The 16325-nt window shown below is 40.9% G+C and carries 16 protein-coding genes; 8 read left to right on the forward strand and 8 right to left on the reverse strand.

What is annotated here, in order from left to right; translation table 11 throughout:
• Positions 1 to 9: 9 nt before the first annotated feature.
• The 4 genes from ACFQV5_RS09140 (at position 10) to ACFQV5_RS09155 (ending at position 4526) form a co-directional block, all read left to right on the forward strand.
• A complete protein-coding gene (locus tag ACFQV5_RS09140; protein WP_379245877.1) occupies positions 10 to 1182 on the forward strand; it encodes a M20 metallopeptidase family protein in 1173 nt (390 codons plus the stop codon).
• Positions 1183 to 1222: 40 nt separating this feature from the next.
• Positions 1223 to 2461 (forward strand): MFS transporter, encoded by a 1239-nt coding sequence (locus ACFQV5_RS09145; protein ID WP_379245880.1) that lies wholly within the window; start codon positions 1223 to 1225, stop codon positions 2459 to 2461.
• Positions 2462 to 2662: 201 nt separating this feature from the next.
• Positions 2663 to 3856: an MFS transporter gene (locus tag ACFQV5_RS09150; RefSeq protein ID WP_379245882.1), complete on the forward strand. Its 1194-nt coding sequence runs from the start codon at positions 2663 to 2665 to the stop codon at positions 3854 to 3856.
• Positions 3857 to 3926: 70 nt separating this feature from the next.
• Positions 3927 to 4526 carry a TetR/AcrR family transcriptional regulator gene (locus ACFQV5_RS09155; protein ID WP_379245884.1) on the forward strand — a complete coding sequence of 200 codons (600 nt, stop codon included), beginning with the start codon at positions 3927 to 3929 and terminating at the stop codon, positions 4524 to 4526.
• A 119-nt stretch (positions 4527 to 4645) separates the two neighbouring features.
• Here the strand turns inward: ACFQV5_RS09155 and ACFQV5_RS09160 are convergent, their stop codons facing one another.
• Positions 4646 to 5281, reverse strand: coding sequence for a 2OG-Fe(II) oxygenase (locus tag ACFQV5_RS09160; RefSeq protein ID WP_379245886.1), 636 nt, complete (start codon positions 5279 to 5281; stop codon positions 4646 to 4648).
• Positions 5282 to 5711: 430 nt separating this feature from the next.
• On the opposite strand from ACFQV5_RS09160, the gene ACFQV5_RS09165 reads away from it, so the two are divergent.
• From ACFQV5_RS09165 to ACFQV5_RS09180, 4 genes are read left to right on the forward strand one after another with little or no spacing between them, the layout of a single operon-like run.
• Positions 5712 to 6566, forward strand: a complete 855-nt coding sequence (locus tag ACFQV5_RS09165; RefSeq protein WP_379245888.1) for a DUF4097 family beta strand repeat-containing protein — start codon at positions 5712 to 5714, stop codon at positions 6564 to 6566.
• Between the two features lie 3 nt (positions 6567 to 6569).
• Positions 6570 to 7244: a response regulator transcription factor gene (locus tag ACFQV5_RS09170; protein WP_379245890.1), complete on the forward strand. Its 675-nt coding sequence runs from the start codon at positions 6570 to 6572 to the stop codon at positions 7242 to 7244.
• Positions 7245 to 7255: 11 nt separating this feature from the next.
• Positions 7256 to 8629 carry a sensor histidine kinase gene (locus tag ACFQV5_RS09175; protein ID WP_379245892.1) on the forward strand — a complete coding sequence of 458 codons (1374 nt, stop codon included), beginning with the start codon at positions 7256 to 7258 and terminating at the stop codon, positions 8627 to 8629.
• Between the two features lie 14 nt (positions 8630 to 8643).
• Positions 8644 to 8895 carry a hypothetical protein gene (locus ACFQV5_RS09180; RefSeq protein ID WP_379245894.1) on the forward strand — a complete coding sequence of 84 codons (252 nt, stop codon included), beginning with the start codon at positions 8644 to 8646 and terminating at the stop codon, positions 8893 to 8895.
• Positions 8896 to 9090: 195 nt separating this feature from the next.
• Here the strand turns inward: ACFQV5_RS09180 and ACFQV5_RS09185 are convergent, their stop codons facing one another.
• From ACFQV5_RS09185 to ACFQV5_RS09215, 7 genes are all read right to left on the reverse strand, one after another.
• On the reverse strand, positions 9091 to 10347 hold the full coding sequence (locus tag ACFQV5_RS09185; protein WP_379245896.1) for a DUF438 domain-containing protein: 1257 nt from the start codon (positions 10345 to 10347) through the stop codon (positions 9091 to 9093).
• 279 nt (positions 10348 to 10626) lie between these two features.
• Positions 10627 to 11880: a mechanosensitive ion channel family protein gene (locus tag ACFQV5_RS09190; protein ID WP_379245898.1), complete on the reverse strand. Its 1254-nt coding sequence runs from the start codon at positions 11878 to 11880 to the stop codon at positions 10627 to 10629.
• A gap of 198 nt (positions 11881 to 12078) precedes the next feature.
• On the reverse strand, positions 12079 to 12675 hold the full coding sequence (locus ACFQV5_RS09195; RefSeq protein ID WP_379245900.1) for a 4Fe-4S single cluster domain-containing protein: 597 nt from the start codon (positions 12673 to 12675) through the stop codon (positions 12079 to 12081).
• Positions 12675 to 13478, reverse strand: coding sequence for a ComEA family DNA-binding protein (locus ACFQV5_RS09200; RefSeq protein ID WP_379245902.1), 804 nt, complete (start codon positions 13476 to 13478; stop codon positions 12675 to 12677). The genes ACFQV5_RS09195 and ACFQV5_RS09200 overlap by 1 nt, the downstream gene beginning before the upstream one ends.
• A 92-nt stretch (positions 13479 to 13570) precedes the next feature.
• The gene (locus tag ACFQV5_RS09205; RefSeq protein ID WP_379245904.1) at positions 13571 to 14311 is read right to left on the reverse strand and encodes a hypothetical protein; all 741 of its coding nucleotides are present in this window, start codon (positions 14309 to 14311) and stop codon (positions 13571 to 13573) included.
• Positions 14312 to 14325: 14 nt separating this feature from the next.
• A complete protein-coding gene (locus ACFQV5_RS09210; RefSeq protein ID WP_379245906.1) occupies positions 14326 to 14541 on the reverse strand; it encodes a DUF2997 domain-containing protein in 216 nt (71 codons plus the stop codon).
• Between the two features lie 28 nt (positions 14542 to 14569).
• The gene (locus tag ACFQV5_RS09215; protein ID WP_379245908.1) at positions 14570 to 16234 is read right to left on the reverse strand and encodes an AAA family ATPase; all 1665 of its coding nucleotides are present in this window, start codon (positions 16232 to 16234) and stop codon (positions 14570 to 14572) included.
• Positions 16235 to 16325 lie beyond the last annotated feature (91 nt).

Raw genomic sequence — 16325 nt, forward strand, 5'->3', positions numbered from 1 at the left:
GTCCTCAACATGATGGACTGGTTTAATCAAATACCTGTAGAGAAAATTACAGAATGGCGAGAACATTTACACAAACATCCTGAGCTATCTTTTAAAGAGTTCGAGACATCTCAATTCATTTACGACACACTATCCACCTTTCCGAATCTTGAATTAACACGACCTACCAAAACAAGTGTAGTAGCTACACTAGTTGGTACTGCTGGAGAAGGGAAAACCATCGCTTTAAGAGCGGATATGGATGCACTCCCCGTTCAAGAAGAGTCGGAAGTTGACTTTAAATCTGAAAATGATGGCGTAATGCATGCTTGCGGACATGATACCCATGTTGCCATGCTTCTTGGTGCAGCCAATGTTCTCTCTGGTATGCAAGATAAAATCGCTGGTACTGTGAAATTTATTTTCCAACATGCGGAAGAGCAAGTTCCTGGAGGCGCGCAAGAGCTTGTTGATGCAGGAGTGCTGGAGGGTGTAGATCAAATCTTTGGTATTCACATCATTCCAAGACTTACAGCTGGTTCACTTGGTGTTGTTAGCGGCTATACAACAACGGCAGCAGACGGATTTTTCTTAAAAATTCAAGGTAAAGGATCACATGCTTCAACGCCTGAGCTATCCATCGATCCGATTGTTGTCGGCAGTCACCTGGTTATGGCACTTCAAACGATTGTGTCCCGTAATGTTCCAGCAAAAGAAATGGCTATTCTCAGCGTTGGTGAGTTCCATAGTGGACAAGCGCCAAACATCATTGCGGATACCGCTAAGCTAAGCTGTTCTATTCGTACGACCAATGAAGAAATTCGCGATCTCATGGAAAAGCGTGTTAGAGAAGTTGTTAATCAGGTTGCTGCTACTTATGGCGCTACGGTTGACCTTGATTATGTACGTGGTTACTCTGCTGTATACAGCACGCCTGAACTCGCTAAATCTGCATTTGATTCGGCAACAAAAGTTCTAGGTAAAGACTTAGTTTATGATTCGCCTATGCTAATGGCAAGTGAAGACTTCTCTGCTTACACGAAAGTCGTACCAGGCTGCTTTATGTTCCTTGGCGGCGGCTTAGAAGCAGAAGGATGCGGTTATATGAACCACCATCCTAAATTCAAAGTTCTGAATGAAGCGATGGTTAACGGTACGAAAGTAGAAGTTCAAATCATCTTAGACTTACTCGGTTCCAAATAGATCAATAGATCATTTCATAACAACTTAGGTGGTGCTTCTCATGGCAAAAAATAATAGCAAAATATTCTACGGTTGGTGGATCGTAGCGACAGCTTTTATGTCTATGACATTCCTATTCACACCAATTGTTAACTTAATCTCATTCTTTACTGACCCTGTAACTAAGGACCTGGGTATTGGCAGATCTCAATTCAGTCTATACTTTACCATCGTTACATTGGTTGGTTTGGTGGTATCCCCATTTGCTGGTAAAGTGTTGAAGAAAGTAAATATCCGAGTCTATATGACAATATGTACTATTCTAGGTGCATTATCATTTGTCGGATTTTCTTTTGCGAATAATATTTATGTTTTCTACGCTTTAGCTGTTCTTCAAGGTATTTCACTGATCGCGGGATCGATTGTTCCATCCTCCGTTCTCATTACAAACTGGTTTAATGAAAAACGTGGATTGGCACTCGGTATCGCCTTATCAGGTAGTGGTTTCGGCGGTATTATCCTAAGCCCGATTGTAAGTTTCTTGATCAGTTCATACGGCTGGAGAACAACCTATCTGATCATTGGTATTGTGATTGCCGTGACGATCGTTCCACTTACTGCATTCGTTGTCAGATTTCATCCATCAGATATTGGTCTAACACCACTTGGTGAAGCGCCTAGCAAAAATAAAAACCAGGTATTGAAGGGTATGAATCAAAAAGACGTATTAAAAACACCTTCATTCTGGATCTTGTGCGCAGCCATTATCGTAACAGGTATTGTTGCTAATACCATGATCATTAACTTGGCTCCATTCTTAACTGATATTGGTGCTACAACTTCAAGAGCTGCATTCCTGTTATCTCTAGGCTCAGCAATGGTCATTGTAGGTAAGCTCTTGGTCGGCAGAATGTTCGACAAGATGGGACTAGCTCTCATGATAATCCTCCTGGCTATTTGTAACGTGCTCAGCTTTGTGTTCCTAAGACATGCTGATCTGCAAATTCCAGGTATTCTCTATGCAACATTCACAGGATTTGGTGCAACTGCACTTACAATTGCTCCATCTTACATTACAGCTTACCTATTCGGTGAGAAAGATTTCAGCTCCATCTTCGGTACGGTTTCGATGTTCTCTTCCCTTGGAACAGCACTCAGTGCGGTATTCGGAGGGGTTGTGTACGGTATTAATAATTCTTACGGATTAGTTCTAACTGTTCTCATTGTACTTTCTTGTGTAAGCGGAGCTCTGTACTTCCTTGCAGTTAAAACTAAACCAAAATATGAAACTGCTTCTTAAACAAGCAGGCAATACCGCTGGTAGTCATGCTTGATAAAGAATGTATTTGGTGAAAATAATTCCTCCCTCCACATCAAGATGATTGATAATTCATTAAAAGCTAACCACAACTATGACTTTATGGTTGTAGTTAGCTTTATTTTTTAAAAACAACAAACGAATAGAACAATCTAACGTTTCTAAGCTAATGAGGTGTGCTCAGTGATACTGACAAAAGAACAATGGAAGATTGCATTAACGGTACTCGTTATGGGATGCTTCGTCTCGATGGATAAAAATATGATATCGATGACAATACTGACCTTAAGCGAGCAATTTAAATGGTTGCCGAATCAAACGGGCATTATTCTGAGTGTTTATTATATCGGATTTACTTTAATTACGATTCCAGGGGGATGGCTGGTTGATCGATTCGGTTATCGTAAATTCATACTTTCTTCATTGTTTGTGCTCATCCTATTTTCTATATTATTCAGCTTCTCCAGTTCACTGATTGCACTAGCCATCATGCGGATGGGCGTTGGATTCGGACACGCAAGCTACACCAACGGAACACCGAAGATCATAAGCACGAATTTCGAAGGAGACAAACGCGCTTCTATACAATCAAAAGTATTAGCAACCACAGGCGTGGGGGGGGTCTTGGCTTTTACAATAGGAACACAATTAATAAGTACAAATTGGCGCGCTGCTTATTGGTTAATGGCCGCCTTATATAGTGTAGTGTGGTTAATGATGTTTATTTTTGTGAAGGAAAAGAAAGAAGCTCCTATAGACACACATACAGAAAAAAGCATATCTCTATTTGATGCATGGAAAGAAAAGAATGTACTCGTTATTGCAATTGGAATGCTATTTACAAACTTAGTCGCTACTGGTCTTCTATCTTGGCTTCCCTCCGTCTTAAAGGCTAATTTTCATATGACGGATACTAGCAAAATCGGATATTTATTAACGACTAACTCTATCGTTATGGCAGTTGCTACAATGATGGCTGGAGTTCTAATTAACAAGTATTTTAAGCATAAGGAGAAAGCCTTTATCATGCTTTCTTCTCTAGTTGCTGCAGCATGTTTAGTAGGCTTTATTTTCTCTACTCATTTTGTCATGACCATTGTATTGATGTATGTCACTACGATTCTAATTATGTTCTCCTTTACGGCCTATATGACTCTGCCTTATAGATTGGTATCTCACAAAATCATAGGATCTTCCTTTGCTGTCATCAATATCGGAGCATTTATCGGCGGAATCATTGCGCCTATACTTATTGGCAATCTTGTCACTGCCGCAAACGGCTCTTTTATAACCACATTTATCGCAATGAGTATTTGCTTGGTATGTGCAAGCATCATACCGGCGTGTATAAACCTGAAGAGACCAGCCAATTGCTAAAAAAATTGTTACTGACACACGCCTAAAAAAATAAGTAATATAAGAATATGTTTCAAGAGGAGGTGCTGATATGGAGACAAGGGATCGAATTATTGAAGAAGGAAAAAATCTAATTGAACAATTTGGATTTCGTAAATTTACAATGCACGAGCTAGCAGATAATTTACGGATTAGCAAGAAGACGATCTATCTTCACTTTAAAGATAAGGATCACTTAATTAGTGCGATTTGCGACTCGTATATCGCTAATGATTTGGATGAAATGAATCGACTCATCAACGAGAAAGAAGATTATGTCGAAAAACTGCGCGCTGTTTTTTTTCTATATCATATTAAATCTCTCCGAAAGAAGCATCTCAACCAGCTGAAGAAGTATTTCCCTCATGATTGGGAGAAGTTTAGAGCATTTAGCGAAAATCGTAGAGAATACGTCCGGAAAATTTACCGCGAGGGCGTAGAAAAAGGAGTGTTTATCGCAGAGTGTCCGGATATTCCAAACGTCCCTACAAAGATTGGGAAGGAACACACGGACGAGCTGTTAGTATTCATACTAACCTCTGTTATTAACCAAGCCTTTGAAACAGAAATGTCAGATTATGCTTTTGATGTGAATACCATGTTGATCTATTCCTATGAAATGTTAATCCAGCTGTTCCTCGTTAAGGAGTAAGATGCTGTGCTGATCAATCCGTATATGCTTTTATCTCTCTATCTCCGGGGAGCGACACAAAAATCCACAATCTTAATCGATTGTGGATTTTATGTATGTATGGATGGATACGCCTAACTTTAGTAGCCTTCCCGAAATCGCTGTTTACGCATCCACTGAGTAGCTACCCACTTTTCCCCGCGGATAACCGGTTCACCACTATGGAGAGTTAATTCGTTTAACGCCTGATTATTATAAAAATACTCGAAGTAAACCGCAGAACCTTTAACGGGCTTAACGGTAATACCTAACCTTGGAAGGGTTGTTTCCCCTCCTTCTTCTACATCATTTAAATATATGATTAATGTGCTTATTCGATTATTATGACTAGAAGGGCTATTGATCCCAAAGAAATCATAATGTTCTTTAAACTCTTGTCCAGGTTCATAATGTAACACTTGAAGTCCTTCCGCATGTGCAACGGGTACATGCATGAGGCTTGATATACGGTTCTCAACAAGCGTAATTAAAGGGCTTTCATTTTCTTCAAAAAACATACCACTGCTAGTCCGAATTTCACTAATTTCTTTATTCGCTAATTTTGATTGTTTAAGACGTGATGCAGCAGAATTAATAAATATCTGACATTCTTCATCGCTTAGTACATGATCAAATTTCATTATTAAAGGTTCTTCATGTAAGACGGTGGCAGTAATAATGTGATTGTCAATAGAATAGACAGATTGAATGGGTAAGATAGAAACTTCCGTTATCATATTATGAATCAACCTCCTCTATATAATCACTTACAATGGCAATAACAAGAACCTCAAGACTAAGCATAAAATATTTCCATTAATTTCAAACTTACTGAAAAAATTCAAAAATATGAATATATTCTGATACATATTTTTTAGACTATTTAACTCATCAAACTCTAATCTAACTGTAAAGTCTTTCTCATCGATTATGTTTTACAGTGAAATAAATGAATAAATGCGAGGAGGAACGGAAATGAAAAGTCAATTTAAGTACATGTTATGTTTATGTTGTATAGTAATTCTATTATTAACTGGTTGTGAAAGCGTAAATGTATCTACTCAGTCCTCTCAATCCTCTGAAATCGATTTAAGTGAATTTAGTACCATTGAAACAACATCTCAACAACCCATCACCTCAACATCGAAGTCATCGATTGATAAAGACATGACCACGATCAACATAAACGATAAAACCAAGACTCTTTCAATTGAAAACCGAAATGGCTCGATTGATATTAAGCAAGGCAGTGGCAAGGATATTGAAGTAAAATCAACCATCATAGTAGATCATGCAACGAACGAGGAAGCGTTAGAAATAGCGAGTAAGACGAAATTACAAGTGAATGAGGGCTCCACTCTCGAAATTAAGACCTATAGCGAGCCATATGGAGCATCTAACAACCACTATCCGAGCATCCATCTGGCGATTACAATCCCGGAGATCAAGGATACCAACTTACAAGTGAATCAGAAGAACGGAAATCTGTCTTTGTCACATGTTACAAGTATAGGTAAGATTAAATTGTCTACAAAAAATGGAAATATTGATGCTGTAGGGATTGGCAACGAAGTTGTATTAGAAACGGTCAATGGTGTCATCGTGGTGTCTGAAGCGAAGAAAAGCGTGCAGGCTACAGTTACGAACGGTAACATACAAGCTGATCAAATTGTGGGTCCATTAGAAATGAATACGACCAATGGCAACTTATCTTCTACCATGGCTAGCTCCTCGATCAAAGCTTCCAGTGTGGCGGGAAATATTACAATTGATAGCGATACTGTCGGTGGTGATTGGGATATCAATTCAAATGCAGGAAACGTTGAGATTCATTGGCCTGAAGAGGCGCACGTCGAAGTTGATGGCAAGACAGATTTTGGGGTAATTCAAACTGATTTCCCGCTGACGGTTAAACCAAATCATGTAACAGGGAAAATTGGTGATGGCACCTATAAAATACAGGCAACTTCCTTAGTCGGTTTATTGAAATTGCAAATTAGTAAGGCAGGTGGAGGTGATTAGAACGTGAATGAGCGCGTCTTAATTATTGAAGATGAAGTAGCTATGATACGCCTTTTAGAACTAGAGCTCGCTTATGAAGGCTATGAAGTTTCTATTGCTAGCGATGGGATCGCAGGTGCTGATAAAGCACTGAATGAGAACTTTGATCTGATTTTATTGGATTTGAACCTACCAGGGATGAATGGAATTGAAGTTTGTAAAAGAATACGCATGAAAAAGCAGACACCGATTATTATGCTTACGGCTAGAGATACAATAAGCGACAGGGTACGTGGGCTGGATACTGGTGCGGATGACTATGTTCCCAAGCCATTCGCAATTGAAGAATTACTTGCACGGATGCGTTCCTTACAGCGTAGACTGCAGGTCAAAGAAACCGAGGAAATATTGCAAGCGAAAGATTTAATCATGAACATTACTTCACATAGCGTCAGCCGTGGAGGGCAGGAGATTGAATTATCTCAACGTGAATTTAAATTACTCCACTGTCTGCTCTCCAATAAAAACAAACTGATGAACCGTGAGGCACTACTCAATCTCATATGGGGTTATTCATATGTAGGTGAGACGAATGTCGTAGATGTTTATATTCGATACATACGCATGAAGGTAGATGAAGGTTTTAATGATAAGTTAATCCATACCATCCGCGGCAGTGGTTATATTTTGAGGGACTGAAGGTGAAGAGAATGAAGGCTTGGACGTTCTCTAGAAAGGTAAGTGTATTCATCGCGGTATCCGTTCTGATTGTCTCCGCTGTTGTCAGCGGATTTGTCTATATTACCTTCAAAAATTGGACAGAACGACAGGAAAGAGATTTGCTAAACGCAAAGCTCAAGCAAATTGAACTTCAGATCGGTGAGCTCAAATTTTTACCTTCCTTACTAAGGCCCGGACTATCGATAGGTAAAAAAACAGCTGCATACCTTAAACCAGATCTGTCAGCTTTACAGTCAGAACTAGATGAAGGACAACATCTCCAATTGTTTGATTCCAAAGGAGAATTACTAGCTGAGGTAAGCAGAGGTGAATCTATCCATAATCCCGTTAATTATACGGTCAAAAGCGAATTCAACCTGCTCGTCTACGGTCCAGTGAAACTGCAACTTACGGATAACGGATACTCGAGGAGTGCAACGGCTGAACGCGAAATAGGAAGACTCCTTCTTCTTGGTTTATTTATTACAGCTGGATTAGGGATCCTTGCTGGCGGGATCGTAGCTCGTTCGGCATTAAAGCCGATCCGCACAATGATTCAGGAAGTACAAAACATTGGGACTAGCAACTTAAATCAGCGACTACATTTGCCTAATGCAAAGGATGAGCTTCACCAATTAGGTGAAACCTTCAATGGGTTTCTTCATAAGCTGGATATTTCCTTCGAACAGCAGCGCCGATTCGTAGCGGATGCCTCCCATGAATTAAAGACCCCACTTGCCATTATTGAAGGACATACCCGTATGATTCAAAGATGGGGTAAGAAATCACCTGAAATACTGGATGAGTCGTTAGACTTCATGATGAATGAAACCAATAGGATGAAGGAACTCATCTCTCAACTATTACTGCTTGCTGAGATGGAGAGCTCCGCTCCTTCTGATGCAGGAGAAGTAAGTGATTTGAAAGAAACTTTGCGGGAACTGATTTCGCAGTCTGTACACGTAAATCCTGAAGTAACACTTATATATGAAGAGAGTCCATCAATAGATCAGATTCTGATTCAAATGCCAAAAGCAGCTAGCTATCAGGCACTGCGTAACATTGTTGAAAATGCGCTTAAATATACTCCTGAGCATGGTACTGTCACAATAGAAGTAATGATACGAGACGCACAGATTATCGTTAAGGTTAAAGATACTGGAATCGGGATACCCGCTGATCAATTGCCTCATATTTTCGATCGATTCTACCGAACTGAAAGCTCTCGAAACCGGACGAACGGCGGATCGGGGCTTGGGCTTGCCATCACCAAAACCATTATGGAGCGTTATGGGGGTTCAGTTGTGATCGACAGCAATATAGATCAAGGTACGAAGGTGACCTTATATTTTATTAAGGTGTAAGGAGATTGAGAAAAATGAAAAAAACATCTGGAATTATATCCACTATCCTTTTTGTTGTTGGATTAATATGTTATGTTGTAATACTCTTCGGCAATGATCGTTTTCTAATAGGTGGAGTTATTGCTTCGGCAATCGGGTTCGTTTTGGCACTTTTCGCTGAAAAGGGTGCATATAAAAGGATTGGTTTATTCGGCAATGCAATGATCTTAATTGTTGCAGTCATTTTTCCTTTTATCGTCACTACTTTCTTCTGGAACCAACCATAACGCAATTCCCTTCAATGAATTAGCCGTGTTTTGTAGTTTGATTTTTGACACGTGAAAGCGACAATACAAAAAACCGACCTCTGTGAACTGCCTTTCCAATGTTAGATCATGTCTAATAATTTGGATGCAGTTCACATCAGGACGGTTTTTTTCATGATATGTGCAATTAAAACGTAAGGTGAACCGGTTCTCCCCTCACTCAGAAAGTATCCGTTTTTGACCTGTCAGTTCCTGAATCGGCTTAATATTTTGAGTGAATTCAAGCGTACCTAAATACTTTCCTTCTTCATCCCTTACAGCGAAATAGCGAATATAGACAAATTTATCTTTCACCGGGAGCCAGAAATCTTCCTCGTCTTTGACACCTGCTTTGAAATCAGCAAGCAACTGATTGACGACATGTACGCTTTGTGGAGGATGGCAGTTCTGAACACTTCTGCCGATAACCGCTTTGGTACGAACGAAGATTCTTTCTTTCCCATGTGAAAAGTACCTAACGATATCATTCTCATCTATAAAAGTCAGGTCGACCGGTAAATGATTTAAGATAGATTCCAACTGTTTAACCGATAAGATACCTGTACTCATTCGGATGTATCCTTCTTGTAGCGGAGAAGACTCCAATCCCTGATCTGTGCCAGGTTCAGCTGCTCTAGCAGGAATCCATTGTTGCTCCGGTGCTGTCAGGCAATAACCGACCTCTTCACTTTGCACGGCAATTTGAAGCCATTCATCCTCCGTTAATTTGTCCAGAGCCATAGGTAATAAGATATGTTCCTCTTTATAGATCATTTCTGTTACTTCTTTTAAGACGCGTTTTGCTAGATCCACGAATGCCTCGGCATTGCCATCAAAATTAGTGAGCTTCTGTTTCACTTCTTTTATTCCAATCCGGATACCATCATCTACTGCCCACATCACCTTGGTTGGTCCAAAAATTCCGTATTTTTCGAGGAAAGGAAACAGTAAATTTTCTTTGCGGCTGTAATGTTTGTCTACATCATAGAGGAGATTGAAATCCTCCAGCAATTTAAGGCGATTTGCCTCTCCTTGATCTTTAAGAAATTGATCCAGATGCAGTGCAATTTTGAAGTTTGCCAGTCGATCAATTTCTCGGTTCTCCATCTTAAAGGTATGCACAGGATGTCCAGGCTGCTCTTCAGGTTTGTGAGCTCTGTGAATGTCTTGGATGGAACCTTTAAACACAGCAGCATGCACACTACACAACCGCTGTACTTCGGTCACCGGTATTCCTTCCTCTTGCATCAATACCTGCTCCAACTCCGAAATTTCATCAACGGATATTTCCCCTACGGCTTCGTTAAACTTTGCCTTTACTTCCTCCACACTTTTTCCATGATGCAGCTCTTTAATGATATCCTTGAGCATATTTATACGGATAGTTCGATGAGCAGAAACACCATTCTCACGGTTATTAATTAATTCACTCATATTCTCCACCTCTGTTTTATTTCTATATACATTTAAAGATTAAATTTTCTTGTTCACATCTATAAACTAGCATCCCTGCACTGCAATGCTTGTGATTAAAAACACAAATGAAATGGATATTCATTGAACAAGAAAAGTGACCTCTCTTCTTCGAAATAATTGTCCAACAACAAGAAAAGACCCTTCACACAGGGTCTTTTCTTCAACACGATTAAGTTCTAATAAACGATCACGGTCATCCATGCATCGATTTTTCGCCCTTCATCCTCCGAACATTTCTCAATATCCACGCGAGTATTGCGGGTTTTCTTTTAGATGGACGATATCATGGCCCGTTGGATTTTGGAAGGCACGAAGTCCGAATGTCGGTGCAACCGCAAAAATGTGGTCAAATATATCCGCTTGAATCGATTCATACACTCCCCAGTTGGTATCATTGCTGAAAGCGTAGATCTCGAGCGGCAGTCCATTATCTCCCGGCGCTAACTGTCTGACGATCAGCGTCATATCCTTACGAATTTTCGGATGATTTCTCAAATATTGATGGATGTATTCTCTGAATACGCCTATATTGGTAAGCTGTCTGCCGTTAACTTTGCTTTCCATATTAATCTGATGTTCCATGTTGTACGCGTTAATCTCATCTAATCTTGTCGTAATATAATCGGTAAGATATTGAATCTTCTGAAATTCCTCAATCATTTCCTCTGTACAAAAAGATATGCTGGTTGTATCTATATTGATACTTCGCTTAATTCTTCTGCCACCTGTTTCTTGCATGCCTCTCCAATTCTTGAATGAGTCTGAAATAAGAGCGTAGCTGGGAATCATCGTAATTGTCTTATCGAAATTCATAACCTTTACCGTATTTAATGTAATATCAATCACGTCACCGTTCGCATCATACTTAGGCATTTCAATCCAGTCACCTACACGCACCATATCATTCGATGATAATTGAACGCCTGCCACCAGGCCCAATATGGAATCCTTGAAAACTAGCATCAGCACAGCCGATAAGGCACCAAGCCCACTAAGAATGATCACAGGATTCTGACCGATGAGGATCGAGATTACCACAATGCTACCGATGATATAGAGAAATATTTGCGCCACCTGAATATATCCTTTAATCGGTCTGATCTTGGAAACTTCAAACGTACGATAGATTGCTTCAACGGCATTCAGCAGCGCACTGAACACAATGATAATTACGATAATGATATAGGTTATTGCTAGTTTTTCTATCAAAGCATGATAAGGCGAAAAGATGGATGCTGAAGAATAGATGATAATCGCTGGTACCAAATGCGACAGCTTATGGAACACTTTTTTCTCCAGTATAATATTGTCCCACGTATATCGGTTGTTATTGATGATATGAGTAATCCACTTCAGCACAATTTTTTTGGTCACATAGTTAGCCAGTATGGAGCCGACAGCAATAATAACAATCATGATCATATTCGAAAGATATCCTATCATTTGTTCACTTATGCCGTATCCCTCTAGTTGATTTTTAATAAATTCCATTATCTCCTCCTGATGCAGTTTAGATTAGCCTATTATTATAAATAAGATTCTAGTACAAAATCAAACTATTGGTGATACTTTCTAAAAATTAAAAGAGCGCCGCATTGGGCGCTCTTTTAGAACGTAAGGGAGACGAACCGTGGGTTAGCAAAACCATAATTCGCCGCCGCGTGATGCTAAAGTTGTTCGAAAGAAGGCTCACAGTAGCCCTCTAAATAGGTCCTTCAAGTCTCCAACCTCTGCTAAGCCGTTAACCATAACCCTACCATCAGGGGTAAGACGGACCTCTAGCCTATTTGGAATATCTGTCATTCGTTCTTTAAGATGAAGGTACCGTTCTGTCAGAAAATGATAGCGCTGATTGGAGGAGCCTACCCAAGGACGGCTCGTATCCAAATGCTCTATCTGAAAAGGCCCATCAATGAGCAGATCGGTAATTGCTAATAAGTCGAGGTAATCTTGGTTTCCCGATTGTTGCAGGTTTTCAAGCAGGTACCCTGTAAACGTCATCACAGAAAGTCCCTCTTGCTTCAGGATCTTCCCTAGTCTAGCCAGCGCTTGAGCTTGTGCAAAAGGTTCCCCACCCAGAAAGGTTACACCTTCAATTGCAGGACCTTGGAGAATTTGTTCAGCAAGTTGATCGACTCCCATCGTGAAGCCTCCGTCTTCCGGCCACGTAAACGGAACCGCACAGCCTGCACAATGAATCGGACATCCCTGTACCTGAATACATGCACGTATACCCGGGCCCTCAACTTTGGTCGTAGGTAAAAATCGATGTACTCGCAGCAGCATTAGAAATCCACCACACGACCCTTTAGCTTAGGAGGCTCCTCTGATAAAGATTGAACAGTAATTAGCGGACGAACGCGATCTATGACGTGTGGCTTTAACCCCAGTAATTCAAAAAATTCATCGACAGAGCGGAAGCCATCATTTGTCTGACGATGCTGGATCGCTTTTTTGGCAAGAATGGCTCCCACTCCTGGTAAACCTGCCAAATCACTCTCTGTTGCCGTATTCAGATCAACTACCTCTAAGGCCATGGGCTCGGGATTTATGACTTCTGTGCTTTCCTCATTTGGGGTCTCCAGTTGCATCAAAGCCTCATCAGCACGTTGTTTGTAGACATCCTGCGCCACCGGAAGATCATCTGCTTGCAGGGCTCCCCTTTGTTCAGCAGAAAGCGGCTCCGATCTTCGCAAAGGCTTAGACCCTTCGGCTGAGAGCTTGACCCCGTATTCAGACTCGATCTTATCCTTTAAGATTGCTTCCTCGCCACGAGAAGCCAGTTCCCGGGCTTCAAGTCGTAGGAGGAACTCCTTTCGAACCTTAAATCCATGAAAAATGGAGAAAATACAGCCAAGAAACAGACTAGTCATCATGAGATCGTACGGCAAGGTATCCTCTTGTAACATTTCTGAGAATAATAAAATAAACGGAATAGAATAAATGAGGCCCCATAAGGCCCACCGCTTATTTTTAGCTCTGCTGGCAATATAGAAAAAGGCGACCCAGTTAAACATTAATGAGAAGGTCAATAAAATCCACCACGATTGCATGATTTTCCAAACTAATCCTTTACGGGCCACTCCCATACCGTTATCCCTCCGATTAAAATCAACCATACGTATTATTGTATGATTCGCTTGGCACCGATTGATCCAACACCAAGATTTTGTTAACCCATTCAACTACTAATGCTTAGTGTAAGCACGATCGAGTTATCTTCCAGTACTTCTTCGCTTTCGATGGTCATGTTTTTTTCAGCGACGCGTCCCTTCAGCTTTTCATACACAATAGACTGCAAGCATCGCTTATAATCATCATCTACATCGGATAAGTACTCAAATATTTTACGTAAATCCGGCGCATTACGAACCTCGACATGGAAAGGACCGTCTTGGGCTTGAATAAATATCAAATGTGAATTCTCAACCTTACATTCGATACTTGATCCCCGATGAATCGGATTGACGCCAAATTCCTTAAGTGTCCGGAACAAAAGTTCGCCATCGCGAAAGTTGGTCGGAAATGTGGGTGCGGGTTTAATGGATTCGGTCAATCTTGGCTCTTGATCCAGCTCTTGCAACGGCATAAAAATGTTTCGACCAGCGACCTCGTTGATTTCAGCCATGAACCCCTCAATTTTTGGTTTAGAGTCCGACTTTCCGAAGATTGCCGTCCACTTACCGTCAACCAAGTCCCAAAAGATAAACTGATTTTCACCGTCAATATGTGTCTTTATACTACCGCCCAATCTTTCAGCATCGTAGCCTGCTTTGCGAACCGTTTGAACCAGTTCAAGTTCATTTTCAAAGGTTGTAGGGACTTTCTCCTGCATCGATTCAACCCATTTGTTGAAATTATTCTTTTCCATCACGAGTCGCAGCGTAAGTGCAACAGGTATAAGCGCAAGAGAAACAGACATTTAGGATCCTCCTTCTAGTTAACCTTATTCTGCACGTTCTGTTGCTGAAGAATTTCTAATTGTTCATTCTCGTAATATTCAGCCGTAAAATGGGAATCTACAATTTCCGCGTCGAGTAATTGTTCCAAAACCTCAGCGTAATCCATACATGATTTTCCTTTAACACCCATAACATCTGCTTTGATCTGCCCGTCAGCAAAGATTTGTATTCTAATGCTTTTCTTTGACATAGATCTGCTCCTTATCTAAGTCTACTATTTAAAAATCAACAGCTCTGCCGCCACGTTCGAAACGAATATCTTCTTCCTCCGGTTTCGGGATCTTAACTTCTGTTACCTCTTGTTTATATTCCATCCGATCTTCACGGGGCGTGGCTGCTACAGCACGAACATTGGCCCAATCTCGGATACTCTGAATTTGTTCGGCTTGAGTGATGGAGAGCGGTACCATCGTAAGAATCGATTTCTTAAAATCTTCAAGTTTAATGCTTCGATCCTCTGAAAAGGCCTCAAACAGGGAAGCGATAACAACTTGTTCCAACTCTGCACCTACGTAGCCCTCGGTTAACTCTGCTAGAAGATGAAGAATATCCTCGCTTAGTTCAAAATCACCGATGACCTTTGGGTTCTTCAGGCGTTTGCTAATATGTAGACGAAAAATATCCATTCGTTCTTTTTTGGTCGGAAGATCAACGAAAAAGATTTCATCAAATCGGCCTTTGCGCAGCATCTCAGCCGGGAGGGAGTGAATATTGTTGGCCGTAGCGATGACGAATACCGGGTTTGTCTTTTCCTGCATCCAGGTCAGGAATGTACCAAATATACGACTCGATGTACCGCTGTCTCCTCCGGTAGACATACCGCTAAATCCTTTTTCAATTTCATCAATCCACAGAATAGCAGGAGAGATGGCTTCCACCGTCTTGATGGCCTTGCGCATGTTTTCTTCACTGCTGCCGACAATTCCACTGAATATCTTACCTAAGTCTAATCGCAAAAGCGGCAATTGCCACATAGCACTTATGGCTTTTGCAATCAGACTCTTTCCGCATCCCGGCACACCGGTGATCAAGACTCCTTTAGGGGCGGGAAGACCGTATTGCGCCGCGGAATCAAGCCACGACTTGTTGCGTTTCATCAACCATCGTTTCAGGTTTTCCAAACCTCCGACATCTTCGATCTTCAGGTCCGTTTTTACAAATTCAAGAATCTCGGATTTCTTTATGATTTGTCGCTTTTCCTCTAGGATGACTTCAACATCCCCGCAGTCTAATTTTCCGTCCTCAACCATTGCACGCGCAAAAGCGTTCTCTGCTTCATGTAGTGTAAGACCTAGAGCGGCCTTAGCGAGTCGTTCCTCATCTTCCCGGGTAAGATCCATAGTAATTCTGCCACTACTTCTATTGGCCTCAATCATTTCTCCAAGCACACTTTTGATTTCCGAAAAAGAAGGCAGATCAAAATCAACAATCGTAATCTCCTTCTGAAGTTCTGTGGGAAGCACTAAATTGGGGCTCACGATAATGACATTTTTTTGATTAGCACCTTGCTTCAATGAAGGCAGTAAGTCTCGGATTTTCCGAATTACCTGATAGTCGGCCTGCCTACCACCAGCACCAAAGTAAATGTGAAAATCCTTTAAAATAAAGACTGCCGGCTGATCATAAGACTCGATGAAATCCAGGCATTTTAACGGAGCCTTGGAATCCTCCTTACCTTTCTGGCCTTCCTCCGCCAAACCGTTGGTTACACTCCAAGTAAGTACTTTTCGAACGGTTTTGATCAAACCTTCATTCGTTACGACAGAACGTATAACTGATAAAGCGCGCTCCTCTTCCCAGGTTGGTATGTATAGGAATGGAAACCGAGCCCGCATTAAATTGGCAAGGAGTGTCTTGAACTCCAGAATAGATGAGTCCCCCATATAGTAAGCTACCTCCGATTGTTAGAAATAATTAACAATGAATATTATGTTAATATTCGACAATAAGTAAAATTATCCCTCTAACAGTTGC

The organism is Paenibacillus sp. GCM10028914 (assembly GCF_042666275.1).
Taxonomy (GTDB): Bacteria; Bacillota; Bacilli; order Paenibacillales; family Paenibacillaceae; genus Paenibacillus_AQ.